Origin of the sequence: Mumia quercus (assembly GCF_025506335.1) — a bacterium.
Classification (GTDB): domain Bacteria; phylum Actinomycetota; class Actinomycetes; order Propionibacteriales; family Nocardioidaceae; genus Mumia; species Mumia quercus.
Genome location: NZ_JANZYO010000004.1, coordinates 437006 through 456682 on the forward strand (window position 1 = coordinate 437006; position 19677 = coordinate 456682).

The following is a 19677-nucleotide window of genomic DNA, read 5'->3' on the forward strand; positions in this document are numbered from 1 at the left end:
AAGTCGGAGCACTCTCGCACACGCATGGGTGCCGCGTCGAGGGTCGGGCAGATTCCGTCAGGCGTCCCAGGACTTCGCGACGAGCGTGAGGACGTCGTACGTGGCGACCGGTGCGCCCTCCGCGTTCGTGACGACGGCGTCCCAACGGACCTCGCCGTAGTCGGCGTTCGCGCGCGGCGTGACCTGCTTGACCGTCAGCGTCACGGCGATGGCGTCGTCGGCCTTGACCGGCGTGAGGAACCGCAGGTTGTCGACACCGAAGTTCGCGAGGACCGGTCCGGGGTCCGGATCGACGAAGAGCCCTGCGGCGAGCGAGACCACCAGGTAGCCGTGCGCGACGATGCCGCCGAAGAGCGGGTTCGCGGCTGCCGCCTCCTCGTCGGTGTGGGCGTAGAAGGTGTCGCCGGTCAGCGCGGCGAAGCGGTCGATGTCCTCGCGGGTGACCGTTCGGGGCTCGGAGGCGATCGTGTCGCCGATGTGCAGGTCCGCGAGGCTCTTGCGGAAGGGGTGGGTGCCGTCGTCGCGTCGGGCGGCCCCTGTCGTCCACCGCCCGGTGATCGCGGTGAGCATGTCCGGCGACGCCTGCACCGCCGTGCGCTGCATGTGGTGCAGCACGGCGCGGACGCCGCCGAGCTCCTCGCCGCCGCCGGCGCGGCCGGGGCCGCCGTGGACGAGGACGGGCAGCGGCGAGCCGTGGCCGGTGGACTCGCCGGCGTCGTCCCGGTCGAGCACGAGCAGGCGTCCGTGCCACGGCGCGAGCCCGAGCGTGAGCGTACGGGCGACGTCGGGGTCGTGCGTGACGATCGAGCCCGCGAGGCTGCCGCGTCCACGGGCGGCCAGCGCGACGGCGTCGTCGAGGTCGTCGTAGGTGAGGACCGTGCTGACCGGCCCGAACGGCTCGACGTCGTGCGGCTCGGTCGCGCCGCGACGGGCGTGCAGGAGCACCGGCCCCAGGAAGGCGCCGCGCTCGGCGTCCGCACCGGTGACCTCGGGGTGGTCCGGGTCGCCGAAGACGACGTCCGCGGTGCTGCGCAGCGCCTCCACCGCCTTGCGGACCTCGTCGCGCTGGGCGAGGCTCACCAGCGGTCCCATCCGTACGTCGGGGTCGGTGGGGTCGCCGACGCTCACGCGAGAGAGGCGCTCCCGCAGGGCCTCGACGACGGTCGCGGCCATCGGCTCCGGGACGAGGACCCGCCGGATGGCGGTGCACTTCTGGCCGGCCTTCGCCGTCATCTCGGTCACGACGCCCTTGACGAAGAGGTCGAGCTCGGGGGCGTCCTCGGTGACGTCCGGACCGAGGATCGAGCAGTTCAGCGAGTCGGCCTCGACGTTGAGCCGGACGCCGCCGGTCGCGATCGACGGATGGTCGCGCAGCACGTTCGCGGTGTGGGCCGAGCCGGTGAACGCGACCGAGTCCTGCGGCCCGAGCTCGTACAGAAGGGTGCCGGCGTCGCCGCAGACGAGCTGGAGCGCGCCCTCGGGGAGGAGCCCCGACTCGATGATCTGCCGTACGAGCGCCTCGGCCACGTACGCGGTCGGGCTGGCGGGCTTCACGACCGTCGGGAGCCCGGCGAGGAACGCCGGGGCGAGCTTCTCGAGCATCCCCCACGCCGGGAAGTTGAAGGCGTTGATCTGCACCGCGACACCCGGGCGGGACGTGAAGAGGTGCTGCCCGACGAAGGTCCCGCCCTTGCCGAGCGGCTCGGGCGGGCCGTCGAGGACGATCGTGTCGTTCGGCAGCTCGCGGGTGCCCTTGCTCGCGTAGGAGAAGAGCGTGCCGATGCCGCCGTCGACGTCGATCGCGGCGTCACGCCGGGTCGCCCCCGCCCGCGCCGACAGGTCGTACAGCAGGTCCTTCTCGGCGCCGAGGTGCTTGGCCAGCGCCTTGAGGAGGCCGGCGCGCTCGTGGAAGGTCAGCGAGCGGAGCGCCGGACCACCGACCTCGCGTGCGTACGCGACCATCGCGGGGACGTCCAGCCCGTTGCTCGAGACGCGGGCCACCTCGTCTCCTGTGGTCGCGTCGAGGAGCGGCCTCCCCTCGTCCGGGGCGGCGTGCCAGCGTCCGGCGACGTAGCTCTCCAGCAGTGTGCTCACGGGGCCCCCAGGTGTCGTTGCGCGTGGGCGATGACCCGTGTCACAGTATTACAGAACGATCGGTCAGTAAATCCCTGGAGGACGCCATGACTGCGACGGCGCAGGAGACCGAGCTCCTCGCGGACTTCGAGCAGACGCTCGCGCGCCACGACCGCATCGAGCCGCGTGACTGGATGCCCGAGCGCTACCGCAAGACGCTCGTCCGCCAGATCGCCCAGCACGCCCACTCCGAGATCATCGGGATGCAGCCCGAGGGCGCGTGGATCACGCGGGCGCCGTCACTGCGGCGCAAGGCGATCCTGCTCGCGAAGGTGCAGGACGAGGCCGGCCACGGGCTCTACCTCTACTCCGCCTGCGAGACCCTGGGCGTCTCGCGCCAGCAGCTGACCGAGCTGCTGCTCGCGGGCAAGCAGAAGTACTCCTCGATCTTCAACTACCCCACCCCCTCGTACGCCGACGTCGGCACCATCGGCTGGCTCGTCGACGGCGCGGCGATCTGCAACCAGGTGCCGCTGTGCCGCACCTCGTACGGGCCGTACGGGCGGGCGATGATCCGGATCTGCAAAGAGGAGTCGTTCCACCAGCGCCAGGGCTACGAGCTGCTGATGACGATGATGGGCGGCACCGACGAGCAGCGTGCGATGGTCCAGGAGTCCGTCGACCGGTTCTGGTGGCCGTCGCTGATGATGTTCGGGCCGCCGGACGCGCAGTCGCCGAACACCGCGCAGTCGATGGCGTGGGGCATCAAGCGCGACACCAACGACGAGCTGCGGCAGAAGTTCGTCGACATGACCGTCCCTCAGGCCGACGCGCTCGGTGTCACGCTGCCCGACCCCGCGCTCGCGTGGAACGAGGAGCGCGGGCACTACGACTTCGGCGAGCCCGACTGGGACGAGCTGACCGCCGTCATCAGCGGCGACGGCCCGTGCAACGCCCAGCGGATGGCGCATCGCCGCCGCGCGCACGACGACGGTGCGTGGGTCCGCGAGGCAGCGACCGCGTACGCGGCGGGCGGCGGTGACCGATGACCGACGTGAAGGCCGAGTGGCCGCTCTACGAGGTGTTCGTCCGCGGCAAGCGCGGGCTCAACCACGTCCACGTCGGCTCGCTGCACGCGGCCGACGACGCGATGGCGTTGCGGCACGCCCGCGACGTCTACACGCGCCGGAACGAGGGCGTGAGCATCTGGGTCGTCCGGTCCGACGCGATCACCGCTTCGAGCCCGGACGAGAAGGACCCGCTCTTCGCGCCCAGCGGGGACAAGGTCTACCGGCACCCGACGTTCTACGAGATCCCCGACGACGTCCCGCACATGTGAGGACCGCGACGTGACCGACACGACCGACAACCCGTACGAGGGCCTCTACGGCGGCGACGCCTCGCACTGGGCGTTCGGGACCGGGTTCGAGGACCCGCTCGCGACGCTCGGCGACACGCGCGTGCCGGAGGGCGTCGACCCGCGCGACCTGGCGGCGTACGCCGTGATGCTCGCCGACGACGCGCTCGTGCTGTCCCACCGCCTCTCCGAGTGGTGCAGCAACGCGCCCGACCTCGAGGAGGACGTGGCGCTCGCGAACGTGGCGCTGGACCTGCTCGGCCAGGCGCGCCTGCTCTACGCGCGGGCGGCGACCATCGACCCCGAGAGCGTCCCTGGCGTCCCGGACGGGTCGCCGGTGCCGGCCGAGGACGCGTACGCGTTCTTCCGCGACGCCGGTGAGTTCCGCAACGTCGGCCTGGTCGAGCGTTGCGACGAGGACTTCGCCGACGCCGTCGTCCGGCTCCTCCTGGTGGCGTCGTGGCGGCTTGCCGTCATGGAGCGCCTGCGCGCCGGCTCCGACCCCGTGCTGGCGGCGGTCGCGGCGAAGGCGGTCAAGGAGCTCGCCTACCACCGCGACTACGCCGGTCGTTGGGTCGTCACGCTCGCGCGCGGCACCGAGGAGTCACGACGACGCGTCCAGGCGGCGCGCGAGCGCGTGTGGCGGTGGCGTGCCGAGCTCGGCGCGACCCACCCGGTCGAGGAACGGGTCGCGCAGGCGGGGGCTGGTGTCGACCCGGCAGCCGTGGACGACGAGGTCGATGCGGTGCTCCGCCAGGTGTGGGACGCCGGCGACCTCGACGTCCCGCCGCGCGAGGCCGTACCGGCCCCCCGTGGTCGCGACGGGCACCACACCGACGCGCTGACGGACCTTCTCGAGGAGATGCAGAGCGTCGCGCGCGCCCATCCTCTGGGGAGGTGGTGACGGTGCGAACCCCGTACGAGGTGGCGGCCGCGGTCACCGACCCGGAGATGCCGATGCTCACCCTCGACGACCTCGGGGTGCTCCGCGACGTCGCGGACGACGGGGACAGCGTGGTCGTGACGATCACCCCCACGTACTCCGGTTGCCCGGCGGTGGCGGCGATGCGCGACGACCTCGTCCGCGTGCTCGACGAGGAAGGGTTCGACGACGTCCGGGTCGAGGTGGTGCTGGCTCCCGCGTGGTCGAGCGACTGGATCTCTGCGCGCGGTCGACGGGCGCTCGCCGCGCACGGCCTGTCGGCGCCCGGGCCGGCCCCGCGACGGGACGGGCCCGTGACCCTGGCACTCACGCCCACCCGCCGCGACGTGCGGTGCCCGCGGTGCCACTCGTCCGAGGTGGCGGTGACGTCGGAGTTCGGGCCGACGCCGTGCACGGCGCTCTACCGGTGCGCGACCTGCCTCGAGCCGTTCGAGCACGTCAAGGAGATCTGATGACGCTCGCCTCGCCCGAGTCCCGCACGCGCCGGTCGGCGTCGTTCCACGCGCTGACCGTCGCCGCGGTCGAGCGGCTGACCGACGACGCCGTGGCGGTGACCTTCGACGTCCCCGACGACCTGCGCGAGGAGTACGCGTTCGCCGCGGGTCAGTCCGTGACCCTGCGGCGGGTCGTCGACGGGCAGGAGCATCGTCGGTCGTACTCGATCTGCGCACCGGTCGGTTCCCCGCTGCGCATCGGGGTGCGCACGATCCCCGACGGGCTGTTCTCCCGGTGGCTCGCCGACGAGGTGGTGCCGGGGACGCGCGTCGAGGTGCTGCCTCCGACCGGAAGCTTCCGTGCCGACCCCGACGAGGGCGGCCGCCATCTCTGCATCGCCGCCGGCTCCGGCATCACACCGATGCTGTCGATCGCGAGCACGGTCCTCACCCACCCGGCCGCCGAGGTCACGCTCCTGTACGGCAACCGGACGGCCGCGAGCGTGATGTTCGCCGAGGAGCTCGCCGACCTGAAGAACCGCTACGGCCCGCGCTTCGACCTCGTGCACGTGCTGTCGCGCGAGCCGCGCGACGTCGAGCTCTTCTCCGGACGCCTCGACGCCGACCGGCTCCGCCGGCTGCTCACCGTCCTCGTCCCGGTCGCCGACGTCGACCACGTCTGGCTGTGCGGGCCCTTCGGGATGCTCAGCGAGGCGCGCACGGTCCTCTCCGAGCTCGGCGTGCCTGACGAGCGGGTCCACGTCGAGCTGTTCTACGTCGACGAACCGCCGCCGGAGGTCCGCCACGTCGATCCCGCGCTCGACGGGGTGACGAGCGACGTGACCGTCGTCCTCGACGGACGGAGCACGACCACGCCGATGCTGCGGGACGAGCCGATCCTCGACTCTGCGCAGCGCGGCCGCGCGGACCTGCCGTTCGCCTGCAAGGGCGGCGTCTGCGGGACCTGCCGCGCACACGTGAGCGAGGGCGAGGTGGACCTGCGACGCAACTACGCGTTGACCGAGGACGAGCTCGCCCGCGGGTTCGTCCTCACGTGCCAGTCGTACCCCGTCAGCGAGCGCCTCACCGTGGACTTCGACGCATGAGCGCTGACGGACCCGCCGCCATGTGGGCGGCCGACGCGGCCAGCAAGGCGCTCGGGATGGACTGCGAGCACGTCGCGCCCGGCGAGGCCAGGGTGTCGATGGTCGTGCGTGACGACATGGTGAACGGGCACGGGCTCTGTCACGGCGGCCTGGTGGCCGCGCTCGCCGACAGCACGTTCGCGCTCGCCTGCAACGGCTACGGGGAGGTGACCGTCGCCGCCGGGTTCGACATCACCTTCCTGGCGCCGGCACACCGAGGCGACACCCTCGTCGCGGAGGCGGTCGAGCGAGCACGGAGCGGGCGCTCGGGCGTGTACGACGTGACCGTACGCCGCCGGTCCGACGCGACGACGATCGCGGAGTTCCGTGGTCGCAGCCGCAGCGTCGGGTCGCTCAGCGCTCCCTGAGCGCCAGCCCGTCGAAGGCCAGCGTCGCCACGGCGTCGGCGAGCACGGCGGTGTCGACGGGGCCGCCGGGGCGGTACCACTCGACCAGCGAGTTGACCATGCCGAAGAGCAGGCGGCTGATGAGGTCCGGGTCGATGTCGGCACGCAGGGCGCCTTCGGCCACGGCGTCCTCGACGAGTCCGCTGAGCCGCTCGTCGATCGCGCGCCGCCGCGCCAGCGCGCGCTGCTCCACCTCGCTGTTGCCGTGCACGCGCAGCAGCAGCGTCACCGACGGCAGGTGAGCGACGAGCACCTCGACGCTCTGCTGTACCGCCGCCCGCAGGCGGTCGTACGCGCTCGTGCCGGGACGTTCCTGAACGGCCTCACCGATCACAGCTTCGAGTCCGTCGAGCGCCTCGTCCAGCGCGAGGGCCAGGAGGTGCTCCTTGCTGGGGACGTGGTGGTAGATCGCCGACTTGGTCAGGCCGAGCTCACGGGCGAGGTCGCCGACGCTGGTCGCGTCGTAGCCCTGACGGTTGAACAGGTCGACCGCACGGCGGAGCACCGTCTCCTGGTCGTACCCGGGGCGGCCGCGCCGCGCCGTACCTCCCGTCGAGCCGGTCACCATGGCCTCAGGCTCTCACAGACGACGAGAGGCAGTCACGACTCGGTGCAAGGTCTGGGGTCCGTGGAGGTGCCGCACTAGTCTCGGGGTCGACATGGACGAGAGCGACGTGCCCGACCGCGGCGAGACGGCGGAGCCGCCCCTGCGCCGTCGGCGGTGGTGGATCGCCGCGGCCGTCGGTGTCGTCGGGGTGTGCGTCGCGGTGGTCGCCGTCTTCCTGGTCCGTGGGCCGCTCGCCGGCGCCGACGAGGACGACCCGCGCGGCGACGCGTCCCCCGCGACCCAGGAGCCGATGACGTCGACCGCGTCGCCCTGCGTGACGATCCCCCGGCTCCGTACGCTCGCCGACCTGCAGAGCATCGTCGACACGACCCGCGGAGGACCGGCGCTCCAGGGCGCCGACGTGGGCGCCGACCTCGAGCTCGAGGACGGACGCCGGATCTGGGTGATGGGTGACACGCTGCGCGCGCCCGACTTCGAGGGTCAACGCTTTGTCCGCAACTCGATGCTGCTCATCTCCGACGGCTGTGCGCAGACGGTCCTCCCGGAGGACCGCGGCGCGCTGATCCCGGACCGCTCGGACGGGGTCGGCTACTGGCCCATGTCGATCGGGCGCGTCCACCGCAACGGCGTCGACGTGGTCGGTGTCGGGGTGCAACGGGTGCGCAGCAGCGGCGGCGTCGCGAGCACGGACTTCGAGAACCTCGGTCCCGCGATCGCCGTGTTCCACGTCGAGCCGGGCGGTGTCCCGCAGCTCGTCGAGGTGAAGGACCTCGGCCGCGACGACCCGAGCCGCAAGCGGCCCACGTGGGGCGCGGCCGTGGCGGTCTCGGACGAGTGGGTCTATCTGTACGGCACCGCCAACCCCGAGGTCGAGGGCGTCTTCGGCTACTCGCTGCGGGTGGCGCGCGTGCACATCGACCACCTGCGAGACCAGTCCATGTGGCGCTACTGGGACGGGTCGGAGTGGAGCCGCAGCGCCGACCGGGCGGTCGAGCTGATCCCCGCCCAGGGCGGCGTGTCCCAGACGCTCAGCGTGTTCGAGCAGGACGGGTCCTGGTACGCGGTGAGCAAGCAGGACGAGTTCCTCGGGCAGGACCTCGTGATCTGGAAGGCGCCCGCGCCGACGGGCCCGTTCACGCGGGCGTCCACGGTCGCGCGGATCCCGTCCAACGCGGTCACGGGCCAGCTCCGCTACATGCCGCTCGCCCATCCCGCGATCCTCCCCAAGGCGGGAACGGTCGTCGTCTCGTACAGCCGCAACAACACCGACGTCGGCAAGGTCGAGGCCAACCCGTTCCTCTACCGTCCGGCGTTCATCCGCGTACGCCTGCCTTGACGCGCGCCCGCGTGTCCTCGCACACCGGGCGCACAAGCACCCTTAGTGTGCGGAACAGGACGAACGAGGGGGCGCCATGACCGATCTTGCCGGGACCATCACGTCAGCCACGAGGTCTGCCTGGTGGATCGTGGTCCTCCGCGGTGTCATCGCGATCGCGTTCGGCATCCTCGCTCTCGTCTATCCCGAGACCACGGCCAAGGCGATCGTCATCGTCTTCGGCATCTGGGCGCTCGCCGACGGCGTCATGGCGCTGGTCAGCATCGTCACCGGTGGCGGGCGGGCGTGGGGATGGTTGCTGCTCGAAGGTGTCCTCGGCATCGCCGCCGGCGTCATCGCCTTCCGCGAGCCGGAGATCACCGTGTTCGCCCTCGTCCTCGTGATCGCGTTCTGGTCGCTGATGATCGGCGTGCTCGAGGTGTCGGGGTCCCTCCAGCTGCGCCAGGTGCCCGGCAGCGGATGGGGATGGCTTCTCGCCGCCGGCATCGCGTCGCTGCTCTTCGGCATCCTGCTGATCGCCAACCCGGGCATCGGTGCCGCGACCCTTCTCGTCCTCATCGGGATCTACGCGCTCGTGATCGGCGTCTTCTGGCTGATCAGCGCGTTCCTGTTCCGCAAGGCGGTCAACCAGCTCGCCTAAGGGCCACAGGCGCCAACGCCCCACGCTGCGACCAGGGCCGTGGGGCGTTGTGCTGCTGGTTTCGGTGCGCTCAGCCGTACAGGCGTACCGGCATGGCGTCGACCCCGTACACGATCGAGCGCTGGCGGAACGCGAGCTCGCTCGGGTCGACGGCGAGCGTCATGTCGGGGAAGCGGCGGAAGAGGCGCGGGTACGCGGCGCGCAGCTCCATGCGCGCCAGCTCGGCGCCGACGCAGCGGTGGAAGCCGTAGCCGAAGGTGATGTGGGAGACGGGCCAGTCGCGGTGCGGGTTGAAGTGCTCGAGGTCGGGGCCGCTGGTGCGGTGGTCGCGGTTGGCGCCCGACAGGGAGCAGACGACGACGTCGCCCTTCGCGATCTGCTGACCGAACAGCTGGTGGTCGACCTTGGCGAACCGCGGGAACGCGACCTGCACGACCGTGAGGTAGCGCAGCATCTCCTCCACGACCGGGTCGACGAACGTGTCGTCGGTGATGAGGCGGCGACGCGTCTCATGATCGTTCATCAGCACCATCGCCCCGAGGGCGATCGTGCTCGCGGTCGTCTCGTGGCCGCCGGTGAATGCGCCGTCGGCGAGGCCGCCGAGGTCGTAGTCGGAGATCTCGTCGCCGACCTCCTCGATGATCTTGCCGATCAGGCCGTCACCGGGGGCGTCGCGCTGCGCCTTGGTGGCGTTCATGAGGAAGGTGCGCGACTCCGAGATCGCGCCGAAGCTGGCGGCACCCCCGCCGGAGACGTCGAAGCGGGCCGAGCCGAGGGCGAAGAACTCCTCGCGAGATTCGTCGGGCAGGCCGAGCAGCTCGCAGATGACGAGGAACGGCACCGCGAACGCGAAGTCGGCCATCAGGTCGACCTCGGGGCCCTTCGCCTCCATCACCTCGAGCTGGCGCTCGATGATCTCGTCGATCTTCGGCGTGAGGCGGGCGAGCCGCCGCATCGTGAACTCGGGCGTGAGGAGCTTGCGCAGGCGCGTGTGCTCGGGCGGGTCGGTGAAGCCGAGACCACCGATGTCGCCGTCGGCGGCGCCGACCTCGCCGACGAGCGGGCGGATGTCGTTGCTGTACGACGTGCGGTCGGCCAGCACCGCCTGCGCCTCGGCGTAGCCTGTGACGAGCCAGATGTTCATGCCGAACAGGCTCGCGAGGCGCTTCACGGGGGCCTCCGCACGGGCCCTCGCCAAGGCGGGGACGGGGTCCAGCCCCTCGCGTCGCAGGGGCATCAGCCAGCGGTTCGGGACGAAGGTCAGCTTCGAGAGATCGATGCCGTCCTTCTGCGACCGCAGGACCGTCCGCTGCGCGACCCACGTGAGCAGGTCTGTCGTCATCTTGCGCATAGTCCGACAAGGTTAACGTCAGCGCAGGCCGATCCTGCCGCCGCTTGAGCCGATCTCAGGGATGACCCTGAGGACTTTCAGGGAGCATCTCGACCAGGACCGGTACGGCGCTGCGCTCGATCGGCTTCGTGGCCGTGACGAGGGTCAGGACAGCGCCGTCGCCGCGTGCGCGAAGGGCGGCGAGCGCGTCCCGTCCGGACGGTGTCTCGAGCTCTGACCGGTAGCGGCGGACGAACTCCTCGTACGGCAGGCCCTCGTGGTGCAGTGCGTTGCGGAGGTCGGTGCTCGGAGCGACGTCCTTGTCCCACGAGTCCAGGGCGAGCGCGTCCTTGCGGACCCCGCGTGGCCACAGGCGGTCGACAAGGACCCGTACGCCGTCGTCGTCCGACGGCGGGTCGTACGCGCGCTTGCCCTGGATCCGGAGCGGTCCCATGCCCCTAGTCAGCCACGGGACCGCTCCCGATGCTCGCCCAGCCGCTGCGCCCGCCCCGTGTCCCGCCCCGTGTCCCGCCCCCGAGGGTTTGCCACGCTGGCGCGGCAAACCCTCGGGGACGGGCCGTGGTTGCCGCGCCAACCAGGGTTTCCCACGCTGGCGTGGCAAACCGCACGAGGTACGGGGCGGGGCACGGGGCGGGCGCGGCGGGGGTCAGCGTCCGAAGACGCGCACCGTCACGGTGGCCTGCGACGCCGCGTGGGTGGCGTCGCCGGAGTAGCGGACCGTCAGCTCGTGCGTCCCCGGCGGGAGCGCCTTCACCGGCAGCGCGACGAGCGTCACCCCGAGGACGAGGCGCTGGCTCGCGAGAACGGTGTCACCCCTGAGGACGTCGACCGTCCCCGTGGCGCGCGGCTTGACCTGGGCTGCGACGAGCGGACCGAACAGCGGCGACACACCTGGCGTCGCGACCGCGCTGACCGTTGTCGGCGTGAGCTGCTCCTCCAGCGCGATCCCGACGAGTGCCGGGTCGTGGTCGCTCGAGCGGAACGGGCTCTCGTCGTAGAAGTCCGTCGCGTTGGCGTGGTAGCGGCTGTACTCGTACGCGATCGGCTCCATCGCGTTGATCGACCAGACGCCCATGCCCGTGATGTCCGGCGCCGCGGCCGGCGACGCGAACACGTGGTCGAGCGAGCCGATCTCACCCTCGAACTGGTACGTCTCCGCCGTCTTGTACTCCTCCTCGAGATCGACGTAGCCGGCCTCGCGCAGGACCGTGATCGGGTCCTCCTTCGAGTACGCGTTGAGGTCGCCCGTGAGGTAGACCTTCTCGGTCCCGGCCGCAGCCTTGACCTCGTCGGCGAAGGCGACGAGCGACTGGGCCTGCTGGACCCGCTCGGCGTTGCCGGCACCCTGGTCGGGATCGGGTGTGCCGGAGCGCTTCGACTTGAAGTGGTTGACGATCGCGACGAAGCGGTCGGCCTCCGTGCCGGCCACCGGCTGGAAGGCCTGCGCGAGCGGCTCACGGGCGTCGGCGAACGCAGGATCGCCCACGAGCACCGTCGACTCACCGACGGTCTCGACGACCGACGGCTTGTAGATGAACGCCGTACGGATGAAGTCCTGCTCGTCCAGCGGCGGCAGCGTGGCCGGCGACGGGACGTACGCCCAGGTCCCTGCACCGGCGTCGGCGTTGAGCGCCTCGGTCAGCGCGGCGAGCGCGGTGTCGCGCTCCTGGCCGTAGTACTTCGCGGAGTTCTCGATCTCCTCCAGCGACACGACGTCGGCGTCGAGGGTGTTGATGGCGGTGACGATCTTGGCCTGCTGCCGGGCGAAGCTCGCGTCGTCGGCCGCACCCCGCGGGCCGGCGTTCCCGGGGCACTCGTCGACCGTCGTCGGCAGGCCGTCGCGGTCGAGGAAGTAGACGCACTCGATGCCGGTGGCCGCCTTGTAGTCCTCGCCCGTCGTCGTGAAGTAGTTGAGGACGTTGAACGCCGCCAGCTTCACGTCACCGCCGACCTGCGGTGGCGAGGCGGGACGCTCGGCTCCGCTGAACGTGGCGGGGAGAACGTCGTTGGCGTCGTCCGCCGTCAGCTGTGCCGTCGGCTGGAGCTTCCAGGCGTTGTTGCGGTAGTCGAGCACGACGTCCTTCGTGAAGGTCGCCTTCGCTCCGACCCGGATCGTGGTGTCGGCGTCGATCCACGGCATCGGGGTGAACCGACCGCCGCCCGTGTAGTTGGTCGAGGAGCCGTCGTCCAGGGTGATCCGCTTGGTCGCGTTCGCCGCCTTCACCGCCTGCGACTCCGCGCCGGGTGCGGCGACCTCGGTCGGGACGTACAGCGGCGAGTCGCCGGCGGCGAGGCCGATCTCGGCGAAGGTGTTCGTCGTGTAGTTGTTCGTCACCGTGAAAGAGCCGGTCGGCGTGACGAGCATGCCCTCCAGCGCCTCGCGGTCAGCGTCCCCGAGCGGCAGCGCCAACGCCGACGACTTGACGGCCTCGGCAGGCTCGGCGAGCACCTCGACGTCAGCAGCCGACGGCGTGATCTGCGTGAGCCCGTTGAACTCGACGACGGGGCCGGTGATCTTCACGTGGTCGCCCTGAGCGACCTTGGCGACGGCGGCGCTGCCGAAGACGAAGAGTCCGTCCGAGGCGCCGGGTGTGGCGTCGTTCGCACCGCCGCTGCCCGCGGTCTGGAGGTAGAAACCGTTGAAGCCACCGGTCGGGTACGCCGCGGTGACGACGCCCTGCGTGATGACGGTGTCCCCCTCGTACGGACTGGCGGCACCGGTCCCCTGGATCTCGGCGATCGTCCGCTCGACGACCGGGTTCGGGGCGGGCACACAGGCTTCGCCGCACGCCGTCGGAGTTGGCGCGGCCGCCGTGAAGTCGGCGCTGTTGTCGTCGGTGTCCTCACCGTCCGTACGGTTGAGCGACGAGGTGACCGAGTAGCCGCTGGCCTTGGGCGCGGTCTCGTACGTGTTGGACACGCCGTACCCGAGCACGTCGACGACGGCCGGGTTCGCGAGCACCGTGGCACCGTCGCCGGTGAGGGTGGCGTCGGACGACGAGAGCGCGAGCGTGCCGCCGTTGGCGTTGCCGGAGAAGGCGATCGTGGACGCCACGTCGGGGGTCGGCAGCGGCGCGCCGTTGGTCGCGTTCGCGTTGCCGCTCACCAGGTAGTGGCCGCCGGGCGGGATGGTCCCCGAGAGGGCGATCTTGCCGGTGAAGCCGCTGGTGGACGAGTACGAGCGGTACTGCACCGTCCACCCGTCGACGTCGATCTCCTCGTCGGTCGGGTTGTGGAGCTCGACGAACTTGTTGAGGTAGGTCGCGCCGGCGCTGCCGCCGTTGAGGTACGCCTCGTTGATCACGAGGTGGTCGGCGGGTGCGGCGCTGGCGGGTGCGGCGAAGGCAGCCAGGCCGCCGGCCGCGAGGGCGCCTGCCGCGAGGAGCGACGTGACGCGTGAGCCGCGTCGTACGGAGAGAGACACCTTGATCCTCCTGGATCGGTGGGTGGAAGAGAACGGCCCGGGCACACGAGGGAGCGTGTGCCCGGGCCGAAGCGGCTCAGCGGCGCTTCTTGACGGTGACGGTCAGCGAGGTGCTGCCGCCCTTCACGGTGGACGAGCCCGCGTACGTGACGCGCAGCTTCTTCTTGCCCTTGCTCGTGAACTTCTTCAGCGTGACGGTGGCCTTGCCGTTGCGGGCCGTGGCGGTGCCGACCTTCTTGCCCTTGTACGTCACGGTGACCTTGCCGTTCGCCGGGACTCCGGCCGGGGTGTTCACCGTGACGGCGATCTTGGCCTTGGTCTTCTTGGCCCGGATCGTCTGCGTCTTCTTCTTCGCCTTCACCGCGGACGCCGACTTGGCCACGGTGAGCGCGACGGTCGTGCTCGAGGCGGCGACCTTCGCGTCACCGGAGTACGCGACGCTCAGCGTGTGCCGTCCCGGGGCGAGCGCCTTCTTCTTGATCGGGACGGTGACCTTCCCGTTCCGGACCGTCCCGGTGCCGAGCACCTTGGTCCCCGCCTTGACGGTCACCGTGCCGGTGGCCGTCGGCGGGGTGACGGTGACCTGCACCGCTGCGGCCTTGCCGTAGTCGGCGCCGCGCACGACGGCCTTGACCGACGACGACGCCTTGACCACCGTGACCGGGATGTGGACGACGGTGTTCGTGGGCTCCGCGGTCACGACGAGGTCGTACGTCCCGGGGGCGCCGGGCGCCTTGAAGGTGACCGTCGTCGTCCCGTTCGTGACGTCGAAGTCACCGAGCGGCGAGCCGTCCAGCGTGGCCGTCACCTTGGTGTTCTGCGGGCTGTCGAGCGACGTGAGGTCGAGCTTCTGCAGCGTGACGCTGCCGGCCGCGCCCGGGACGAGGCCGGAGGGAGCGGCGCCCGCGAGCCGGACCGAGCGGCGCGCGAACGACGGCTCGACGGGCGACTTCTCCTCCAGGTACGAGATCCAGGCGTCACGGTCGAGGAGCCCGGAGTCCTTCGGCGCCGTCCCGTCCGCGAGGACGTGGAAGTTGTCCTGGCCGGTGACGAGGAAGCTGAACGTCCCGATCCGGTAGTCCTTGTCGAGGTCGATCGGCTCGCCGTTGATCGTCACCGAGTCGATGACGCCCTTCTTGCGCGGGTTGCCCTGCGGGTCGGCGGGGACGGACGGGTCGTCGACCTCGTGGTAGGTGTACGAGACGTTGTCCGACAGGCCGAGCTGGAGGTACGCCCGCGACGGGACCCCGCCGTCGGCGTCGCGCTGCCACTGCTGCTCGAGCAGTGTGACGAACTGCGCGCCCGTCAGCGTGACGGACGAGAGGTTGTTGGCGAACGGGAGCACGCTGTTGGCCTCGGCGAACGTCACGACGCCGTCGGTGTTCGCCGGGTTGGTGCTGGTGTCACCGGCGTAGAGGAGCTCGGCGCGCAGACCGCCGGGGTTGGCCACGCCGATCTCGGCGTTGCCGCCCTGGGCGTCGTCGAGGCTCTCGCGCAGCGCGTTGGCAACGAGGTTGCCGAGGGTGGACTCAGAGCCGCGGTCGTCGCGTACGCCGGTCGCCGCCGGCGTCGGGTGCGTGTAGACGCCGTTCTCGTACGTGCCGCCGACGAGCGCGGTCGTGATGTCGTCGGCGATCGTCGCGACGGGCTGGTTGCCGACCTCAGCGGCGTTCTCGAGCGCAGCGTCGACGATCGTCTTCACCTCGGCGACCCGCGGGTACGTGTTGACCAGGTCGGTGTCGCTGGCCGTCGTACGCGCGACGACCGCACGCGTGGTGGCGACGACCTCGTCGGTCGCGGTGTCGTACGTGATCTCGACCTTCGCGACGCCCTCGCCGTAGTTGCCGGACTGCACCAGCGGACGGGTGCCCGTCTCGCCGGGGATCGGCGCGTCGTACGCGTAGCGCTGGTGGGTGTGGCCGGTGAAGATCGCGTCGACCGCTGCGGCGGTGTCGTTGACCATGTGCGCGAAGACCGGGCTGGCCGCGACCTGCTGCTGGAGCGTGGCGGCGGTGTCGGAGAGCGGGGCGCCCTCGTGGTAGCTCGCGATCACGAGGTCGGCCTCACCGTTGGCCTCATTGCCGTCCTTGAGCTCGCCCGCCACCCGGTTAACGGCCTCGACCGGGTCGCCGAAGTCGATGTCGGCGATCCCGGCGGCGCTGACGAGCGCCCGGGTCTCCTCTGTCACGACGCCGATGATGGCCACGTCGACACCCTTGACGGTGTACTCGGCGTACTCGGGGAGGACGGGATCCTCGGTGCCCTTGTCGTACACGTTCGCGCCCAGGAAGACCGGCTGGCCGAAGCGGTTCTCGCCCATCCGCGGGATCACGCGGTCGGTGAGGTCGGCGAAGCCCTGGTCGAACTCGTGGTTGCCGACGGCGGAGTTGTCGAGCTGCAGCGCCTTGAGGACGTCGATCGTGGGGTTGTCGTCGTCGACGGCGGAGGCGAAGAGCGAGCCGCCGATGTTGTCGCCCGCAGCGACGAAGACGGTGCTGTCCTCCCCGCCCGCGGCGCGCAGCTGCTCGACCGTGCCGGCGAACTTCACGGTGTTGGCGTCGATCCGGCCGTGGAAGTCGTTGATGCCGAGGAAGGTCAGCTTCACCTCGTCCTCGGGCGCCGCCGAGGCGGTGGGGGCGACGGACAGCGGCGCCGAGACGAGCGCGGCGGTGGCGGCGAAAAGGGTGGATCGCCGCAAGAGAGTACGGTGACTGGGGCGCATGAGGGGTCTCCTCGGGAGTGTCGTGATTCGCCGACCCTAGCGACCGGCAATGTCGAACGCTGCCCCAAAGGGTGACGTTTCAGCAACCAGCACATGGCGACAATTGACAATTCGGACAGCGTCGAAGGGGGTACGTGTGGGGCGCGACCACTACCTCGTGCCGGCGGGCGACGGTGACGCGACGATCGAGATCAAAGGGTCGCGCTTTCTCGGCTGGGTCCGCAGGGTCGACTCCGAAGAGGAGGCGCGGGCGTACGTGGCGCAGGCGCGGCGGGACTTCTTCGACGCGCGCCACCACTGCTCAGCGTTCGTGATCGGCGCCGACGGGGCGCTCCAGCGCAGCAACGACGACGGAGAGCCGAGCGGAACGGCCGGTGCACCGATGCTCGAGGTGCTCGTCCGCCGCGAGGTCCGCGACGTGGTCGCCGTGGTCACGCGCTGGTTCGGCGGCACGCTGCTGGGCGCCGGCGGCCTCGTCCGCGCCTACTCCGAGACGACGGCGGCCGCCCTCGATGCCGCGGGGGTGGTCCGCCGCGAGCGTCGCGTCCTGGTCTCCGTCGAAGTCGGCCACACCGACGCGGGCAAGGTCGAGAACGAGCTGCGTTCGCGTGGGGTGGAGGTGACCGGCGTCGCGTACGGGGCGCAGACCGTACGCCTCGACGTCGCGGCGTGGCCGGACGCGGTCGACTCCTTGCGCGAGCAGGTCGCGGTCCTCACCCGGGGCGCTGGGGATCTGCGGGTGGGCGAGTCGGTCTGGATGCCGTGAGTGGGTACGGTCAGGGCATGGCGAAGAAGCAGTGGTCCGACCTGTCCTCCACTCAGCAGCGTGCCGTCGTCGCGCTCGGAGCGGCCGAGGTCGTCCTCACGACGGCCGCGCTCGTGAGCCTGGCGCGCCGGCCCGCCGAGCGGGTGCGGGGGTCGAAGGCCGCCTGGGTCGCCGGCTGCTTCGTCCAGCCCGTCGGCCCGATCGCCTACTTCCTCCTCGGTCGCCGCTGAACCGAGGTCCGGCGGGTCACAGCGCGTCGAGGCGGTCCAGCACGTCGCGTACGTGGTCGAGGGACCGCGGATGGGCCAGCCCGGTGGTGTCGTCGAAGTAGAGCCCGTCGCCGATCAGCTGCACCGTACGGGCGAGCGCGTCGTCGCCGTAGTGCTCGGCGAGCACCGCGAACCAGCCGTTGCGCAGCTCCGCGAGCGTCTCGCGGGCCCGTACGTCGTCCTGCGCGACGCGTGAGGTGGCGATGAGACCGCGGTCGAAGGCCGAGCCGGTGTCGACCGAGGTCTCGAGGTAGTAGCGGACCGGTCCCTGCGGCGCGTCCTTCATCTTGACGACGTCGTCGCGGCCCTGCTCCTTGAGGCGGTCGAGCATGGCGTCGACCATCGCGTCCTTGCTGGGGAAGTGGTAGAGCAGCCCGCCCTTCGACACCTCGGCCCGCGCGGCGACGGCATCGAGCGTCGCGATCTTGCCGCCCCCCTCCACCAGGAGCATCTCGAAGGCGTCGAGGATGCGGTCGCGCGTCGCAGCGCCATCGGAGCGTACGGACATGCGTCACACCCTAGCCGTCGTGACGTCATGCGTTCCGCGGGTCGGCACCCGCAGAACGTATGACGTCGTGGCCCGGCCGCACGGGTGGCGCAGAACACCCCGAATTCGTTTGTCTGCACCGTCCGGACGGGAATACTCTGTACCGGCTGGACGGTTAACCCGACGTACGCATCGAGACCTCGAGGGAACAGAGATGAGCACCCGCACCACGCCACTCCAGGTGGCACCGACCCCTGCACGCGCCGGCTGGCGTCAGTGGGCGGCGCTGGGTGTCCTCATGCTCCCCGTCCTCATGGTCAGCATGGACAACACGGTGCTCAGCTTCGCGCTGCCCGACATCAGCTCGTCGCTGCACCCGTCCGGCACCGCGCTGCTGTGGGTCGTCGACATCTACGCGCTCATGCTCGCCGGCCTGCTCGTGGCGATGGGATCGCTGGGTGACCGGCTCGGTCGGCGACGCCTGCTCGTCATCGGCGCCGTCGGTTTCGCGGCCGTCTCGTACGCGGCCGCACAGTCGACCGACATCTCCCACCTGATCGTCGCGCGCGCCCTGCTCGGCGTCTTCGGAGCGACGCTGATGCCGTCCACGCTCTCGCTGCTGCGCAACATCTTCGTCGACCGCCAGCAGCGTCGGCTCGCGATCGCGGTCTGGGCTGCCGGGTTCTCGGCAGGTGCCGCCTTCGGCCCGATCATCGGCGGCTGGCTCCTCGAGCACTTCACCTGGGGGTCGGTCTTCTTGATCAACCTGCCGGTCGTGGCGCTCCTCGTCCCGCTCGCGCTGTGGCTCGTGCCCGAGTCGCGCGACCCGAACCCGGGTCCGATCGACGTCGTCAGCATCGTCTTGTCGATGACGACGATGCTGCCGATCGTGTACGCCATCAAGTCGTACGCCGAGCACGGACTCACGAGTGCCGTGACGTCGGCCGTCGTGATCGGCGTCGTCAGCCTCGTGGCGTTCGTGCGCCGTCAGCTGCGGCGTCCGACCCCGCTGGTCGACGTCCGGCTCTTCTCGAACCGCGTGTTCTCCGGAGCACTCGTCGCGAACCTGCTGAGCCTGATGGGCCTGACGGGTTTCCTCTACTTCGGTGCGCAGTTCCTGCAGCTCGTCGTCGGCCTCGACCCGCTCGACGCCGCGCTCGTCCTCATCCCAGGCCTGCTCGGCACGATCGTCGCCGGGCTCACGGCGGTCCGGCTCGTGCCGATCTTCGGCGTGCGGGCTGTGGTGAGCGCGAGCTTCGCGCTCTCGGCGGCGGGCTATGCGATCGCCGCATTCGTCGGGGAGGTCCCGACGGCGTGGTCGATCGCGGTCGCGTTCCTCGTCCTCGGGATCGGCATCGGCTTCGCCGAGACGTTGACCAACGACGTCGTGGTCTCGAGCGTGCCGGCCGAGAAAGCGGGCGCCGCGTCCGCGCTGTCGGAGACGGCGTACGAGATCGGTGCCGTGCTCGGCACCGCCGTGCTGGGCGGCATCCTCACCGCGACGTACCGCGCCCAGGTCGCCGTGCCGCCGCTGGCAGGGACCGAGGCGCAGCGCGAGGCCGCCGGCCAGACCCTCGGTGGCGCGATGGACCTCGCGGGGCAGATCCCGGAGCAGGTCGCCCACTGGCTCGTGTCGTCGGCGCACCTCGCGTTCGACCACGCCATCCAGACCACGACGTCCGTGGCGATCGTCATCGCCCTCGGCGCCGCCGTCGTCTCCTGGTTCACCCTCCGCGACGCCGACCGCTGACCCCC

Annotated in this window: 18 protein-coding genes; 11 read left to right on the forward strand and 7 right to left on the reverse strand. The window is 71.1% G+C overall.

Annotation, left to right across the window (positions count from 1 at the left end):
• Positions 1-57 precede the first annotated feature (57 nt).
• On the reverse strand, positions 58-2094 hold the full coding sequence (gene paaZ / locus NYZ95_RS11480; protein WP_262851405.1) for a phenylacetic acid degradation bifunctional protein PaaZ: 2037 nt from the start codon (positions 2092-2094) through the stop codon (positions 58-60).
• Positions 2095-2180: 86 nt separating this feature from the next.
• Here paaZ and paaA point away from each other — a divergent pair, with 86 nt between their 5' ends.
• Genes paaA through paaI form a run of 6 tightly spaced genes read left to right on the forward strand, consistent with a single transcriptional unit; the run spans position 2181 to position 6320 of the window.
• On the forward strand, positions 2181-3122 hold the full coding sequence (paaA, locus tag NYZ95_RS11485) for a 1,2-phenylacetyl-CoA epoxidase subunit PaaA (RefSeq protein WP_262851406.1): 942 nt from the start codon (positions 2181-2183) through the stop codon (positions 3120-3122).
• Positions 3119-3412 carry a 1,2-phenylacetyl-CoA epoxidase subunit PaaB gene (paaB, locus tag NYZ95_RS11490; protein ID WP_262851407.1) on the forward strand — a complete coding sequence of 98 codons (294 nt, stop codon included), beginning with the start codon at positions 3119-3121 and terminating at the stop codon, positions 3410-3412. The genes paaA and paaB overlap by 4 nt, the downstream gene beginning before the upstream one ends.
• 10 nt (positions 3413-3422) lie before the next feature.
• A complete protein-coding gene (paaC, locus tag NYZ95_RS11495) occupies positions 3423-4334 on the forward strand; it encodes a 1,2-phenylacetyl-CoA epoxidase subunit PaaC (RefSeq protein ID WP_262851408.1) in 912 nt (303 codons plus the stop codon).
• Between the two features lie 2 nt (positions 4335-4336).
• Positions 4337-4825: a 1,2-phenylacetyl-CoA epoxidase subunit PaaD gene (gene paaD / locus NYZ95_RS11500; RefSeq protein WP_262851409.1), complete on the forward strand. Its 489-nt coding sequence runs from the start codon at positions 4337-4339 to the stop codon at positions 4823-4825.
• Positions 4825-5913 (forward strand): 1,2-phenylacetyl-CoA epoxidase subunit PaaE, encoded by a 1089-nt coding sequence (paaE, locus tag NYZ95_RS11505; RefSeq protein ID WP_262851410.1) that lies wholly within the window; start codon positions 4825-4827, stop codon positions 5911-5913. The genes paaD and paaE overlap by 1 nt, the downstream gene beginning before the upstream one ends.
• The gene (paaI, locus tag NYZ95_RS11510) at positions 5910-6320 is read left to right on the forward strand and encodes a hydroxyphenylacetyl-CoA thioesterase PaaI (RefSeq protein WP_262851411.1); all 411 of its coding nucleotides are present in this window, start codon (positions 5910-5912) and stop codon (positions 6318-6320) included. Before paaE ends, paaI begins: the two co-directional genes overlap by 4 nt.
• Here the strand turns inward: paaI and NYZ95_RS11515 are convergent.
• Complete coding sequence (locus tag NYZ95_RS11515; RefSeq protein ID WP_262851412.1) at positions 6307-6927, reverse strand: TetR/AcrR family transcriptional regulator; 621 nt, start codon at positions 6925-6927, stop codon at positions 6307-6309. The two genes, paaI and NYZ95_RS11515, sit on opposite strands and share 14 nt — an antisense overlap.
• 91 nt (positions 6928-7018) lie before the next feature.
• Here NYZ95_RS11515 and NYZ95_RS11520 point away from each other — a divergent pair, with 91 nt between their 5' ends.
• Positions 7019-8263 (forward strand): DUF5005 domain-containing protein, encoded by a 1245-nt coding sequence (locus NYZ95_RS11520; protein ID WP_262851413.1) that lies wholly within the window; start codon positions 7019-7021, stop codon positions 8261-8263.
• Positions 8264-8339: 76 nt separating this feature from the next.
• Entirely contained in the window at positions 8340-8903 is a 564-nt protein-coding gene (locus NYZ95_RS11525; protein WP_262851414.1) for an HdeD family acid-resistance protein, read from the forward strand.
• Between the two features lie 70 nt (positions 8904-8973).
• Here the strand turns inward: NYZ95_RS11525 and NYZ95_RS11530 are convergent, their stop codons facing one another.
• The 4 genes from NYZ95_RS11530 to NYZ95_RS11545 all read right to left on the reverse strand — a co-directional run bounded on the left by NYZ95_RS11530 (position 8974) and on the right by NYZ95_RS11545 (position 16376).
• Positions 8974-10245 (reverse strand): cytochrome P450, encoded by a 1272-nt coding sequence (locus NYZ95_RS11530; RefSeq protein WP_262851415.1) that lies wholly within the window; start codon positions 10243-10245, stop codon positions 8974-8976.
• 64 nt (positions 10246-10309) lie between these two features.
• Complete coding sequence (locus NYZ95_RS11535; protein WP_262851416.1) at positions 10310-10687, reverse strand: DUF488 domain-containing protein; 378 nt, start codon at positions 10685-10687, stop codon at positions 10310-10312.
• A 213-nt stretch (positions 10688-10900) separates the two neighbouring features.
• A complete protein-coding gene (locus tag NYZ95_RS11540; RefSeq protein WP_262851417.1) occupies positions 10901-13678 on the reverse strand; it encodes an ExeM/NucH family extracellular endonuclease in 2778 nt (925 codons plus the stop codon).
• A 76-nt stretch (positions 13679-13754) separates the two neighbouring features.
• Positions 13755-16376, reverse strand: coding sequence for a 5'-nucleotidase C-terminal domain-containing protein (locus NYZ95_RS11545; protein WP_262851418.1), 2622 nt, complete (start codon positions 16374-16376; stop codon positions 13755-13757).
• A 160-nt stretch (positions 16377-16536) separates the two neighbouring features.
• Between NYZ95_RS11545 and NYZ95_RS11550 the strand changes: the two genes are divergently transcribed.
• Both NYZ95_RS11550 and NYZ95_RS11555 read left to right on the forward strand, forming a co-directional pair.
• On the forward strand, positions 16537-17166 hold the full coding sequence (locus tag NYZ95_RS11550) for a YigZ family protein (protein WP_262851419.1): 630 nt from the start codon (positions 16537-16539) through the stop codon (positions 17164-17166).
• Between the two features lie 17 nt (positions 17167-17183).
• Positions 17184-17396, forward strand: coding sequence for a PLD nuclease N-terminal domain-containing protein (locus NYZ95_RS11555; RefSeq protein ID WP_262851420.1), 213 nt, complete (start codon positions 17184-17186; stop codon positions 17394-17396).
• A 16-nt stretch (positions 17397-17412) separates the two neighbouring features.
• On the opposite strand, the gene NYZ95_RS11560 is transcribed toward NYZ95_RS11555, so the two are convergent.
• Positions 17413-17943 (reverse strand): TetR/AcrR family transcriptional regulator, encoded by a 531-nt coding sequence (locus NYZ95_RS11560; RefSeq protein WP_262851421.1) that lies wholly within the window; start codon positions 17941-17943, stop codon positions 17413-17415.
• A gap of 193 nt (positions 17944-18136) precedes the next feature.
• Here NYZ95_RS11560 and NYZ95_RS11565 point away from each other — a divergent pair, with 193 nt between their 5' ends.
• On the forward strand, positions 18137-19672 hold the full coding sequence (locus tag NYZ95_RS11565) for an MFS transporter (protein WP_262851422.1): 1536 nt from the start codon (positions 18137-18139) through the stop codon (positions 19670-19672).
• Positions 19673-19677 lie beyond the last annotated feature (5 nt).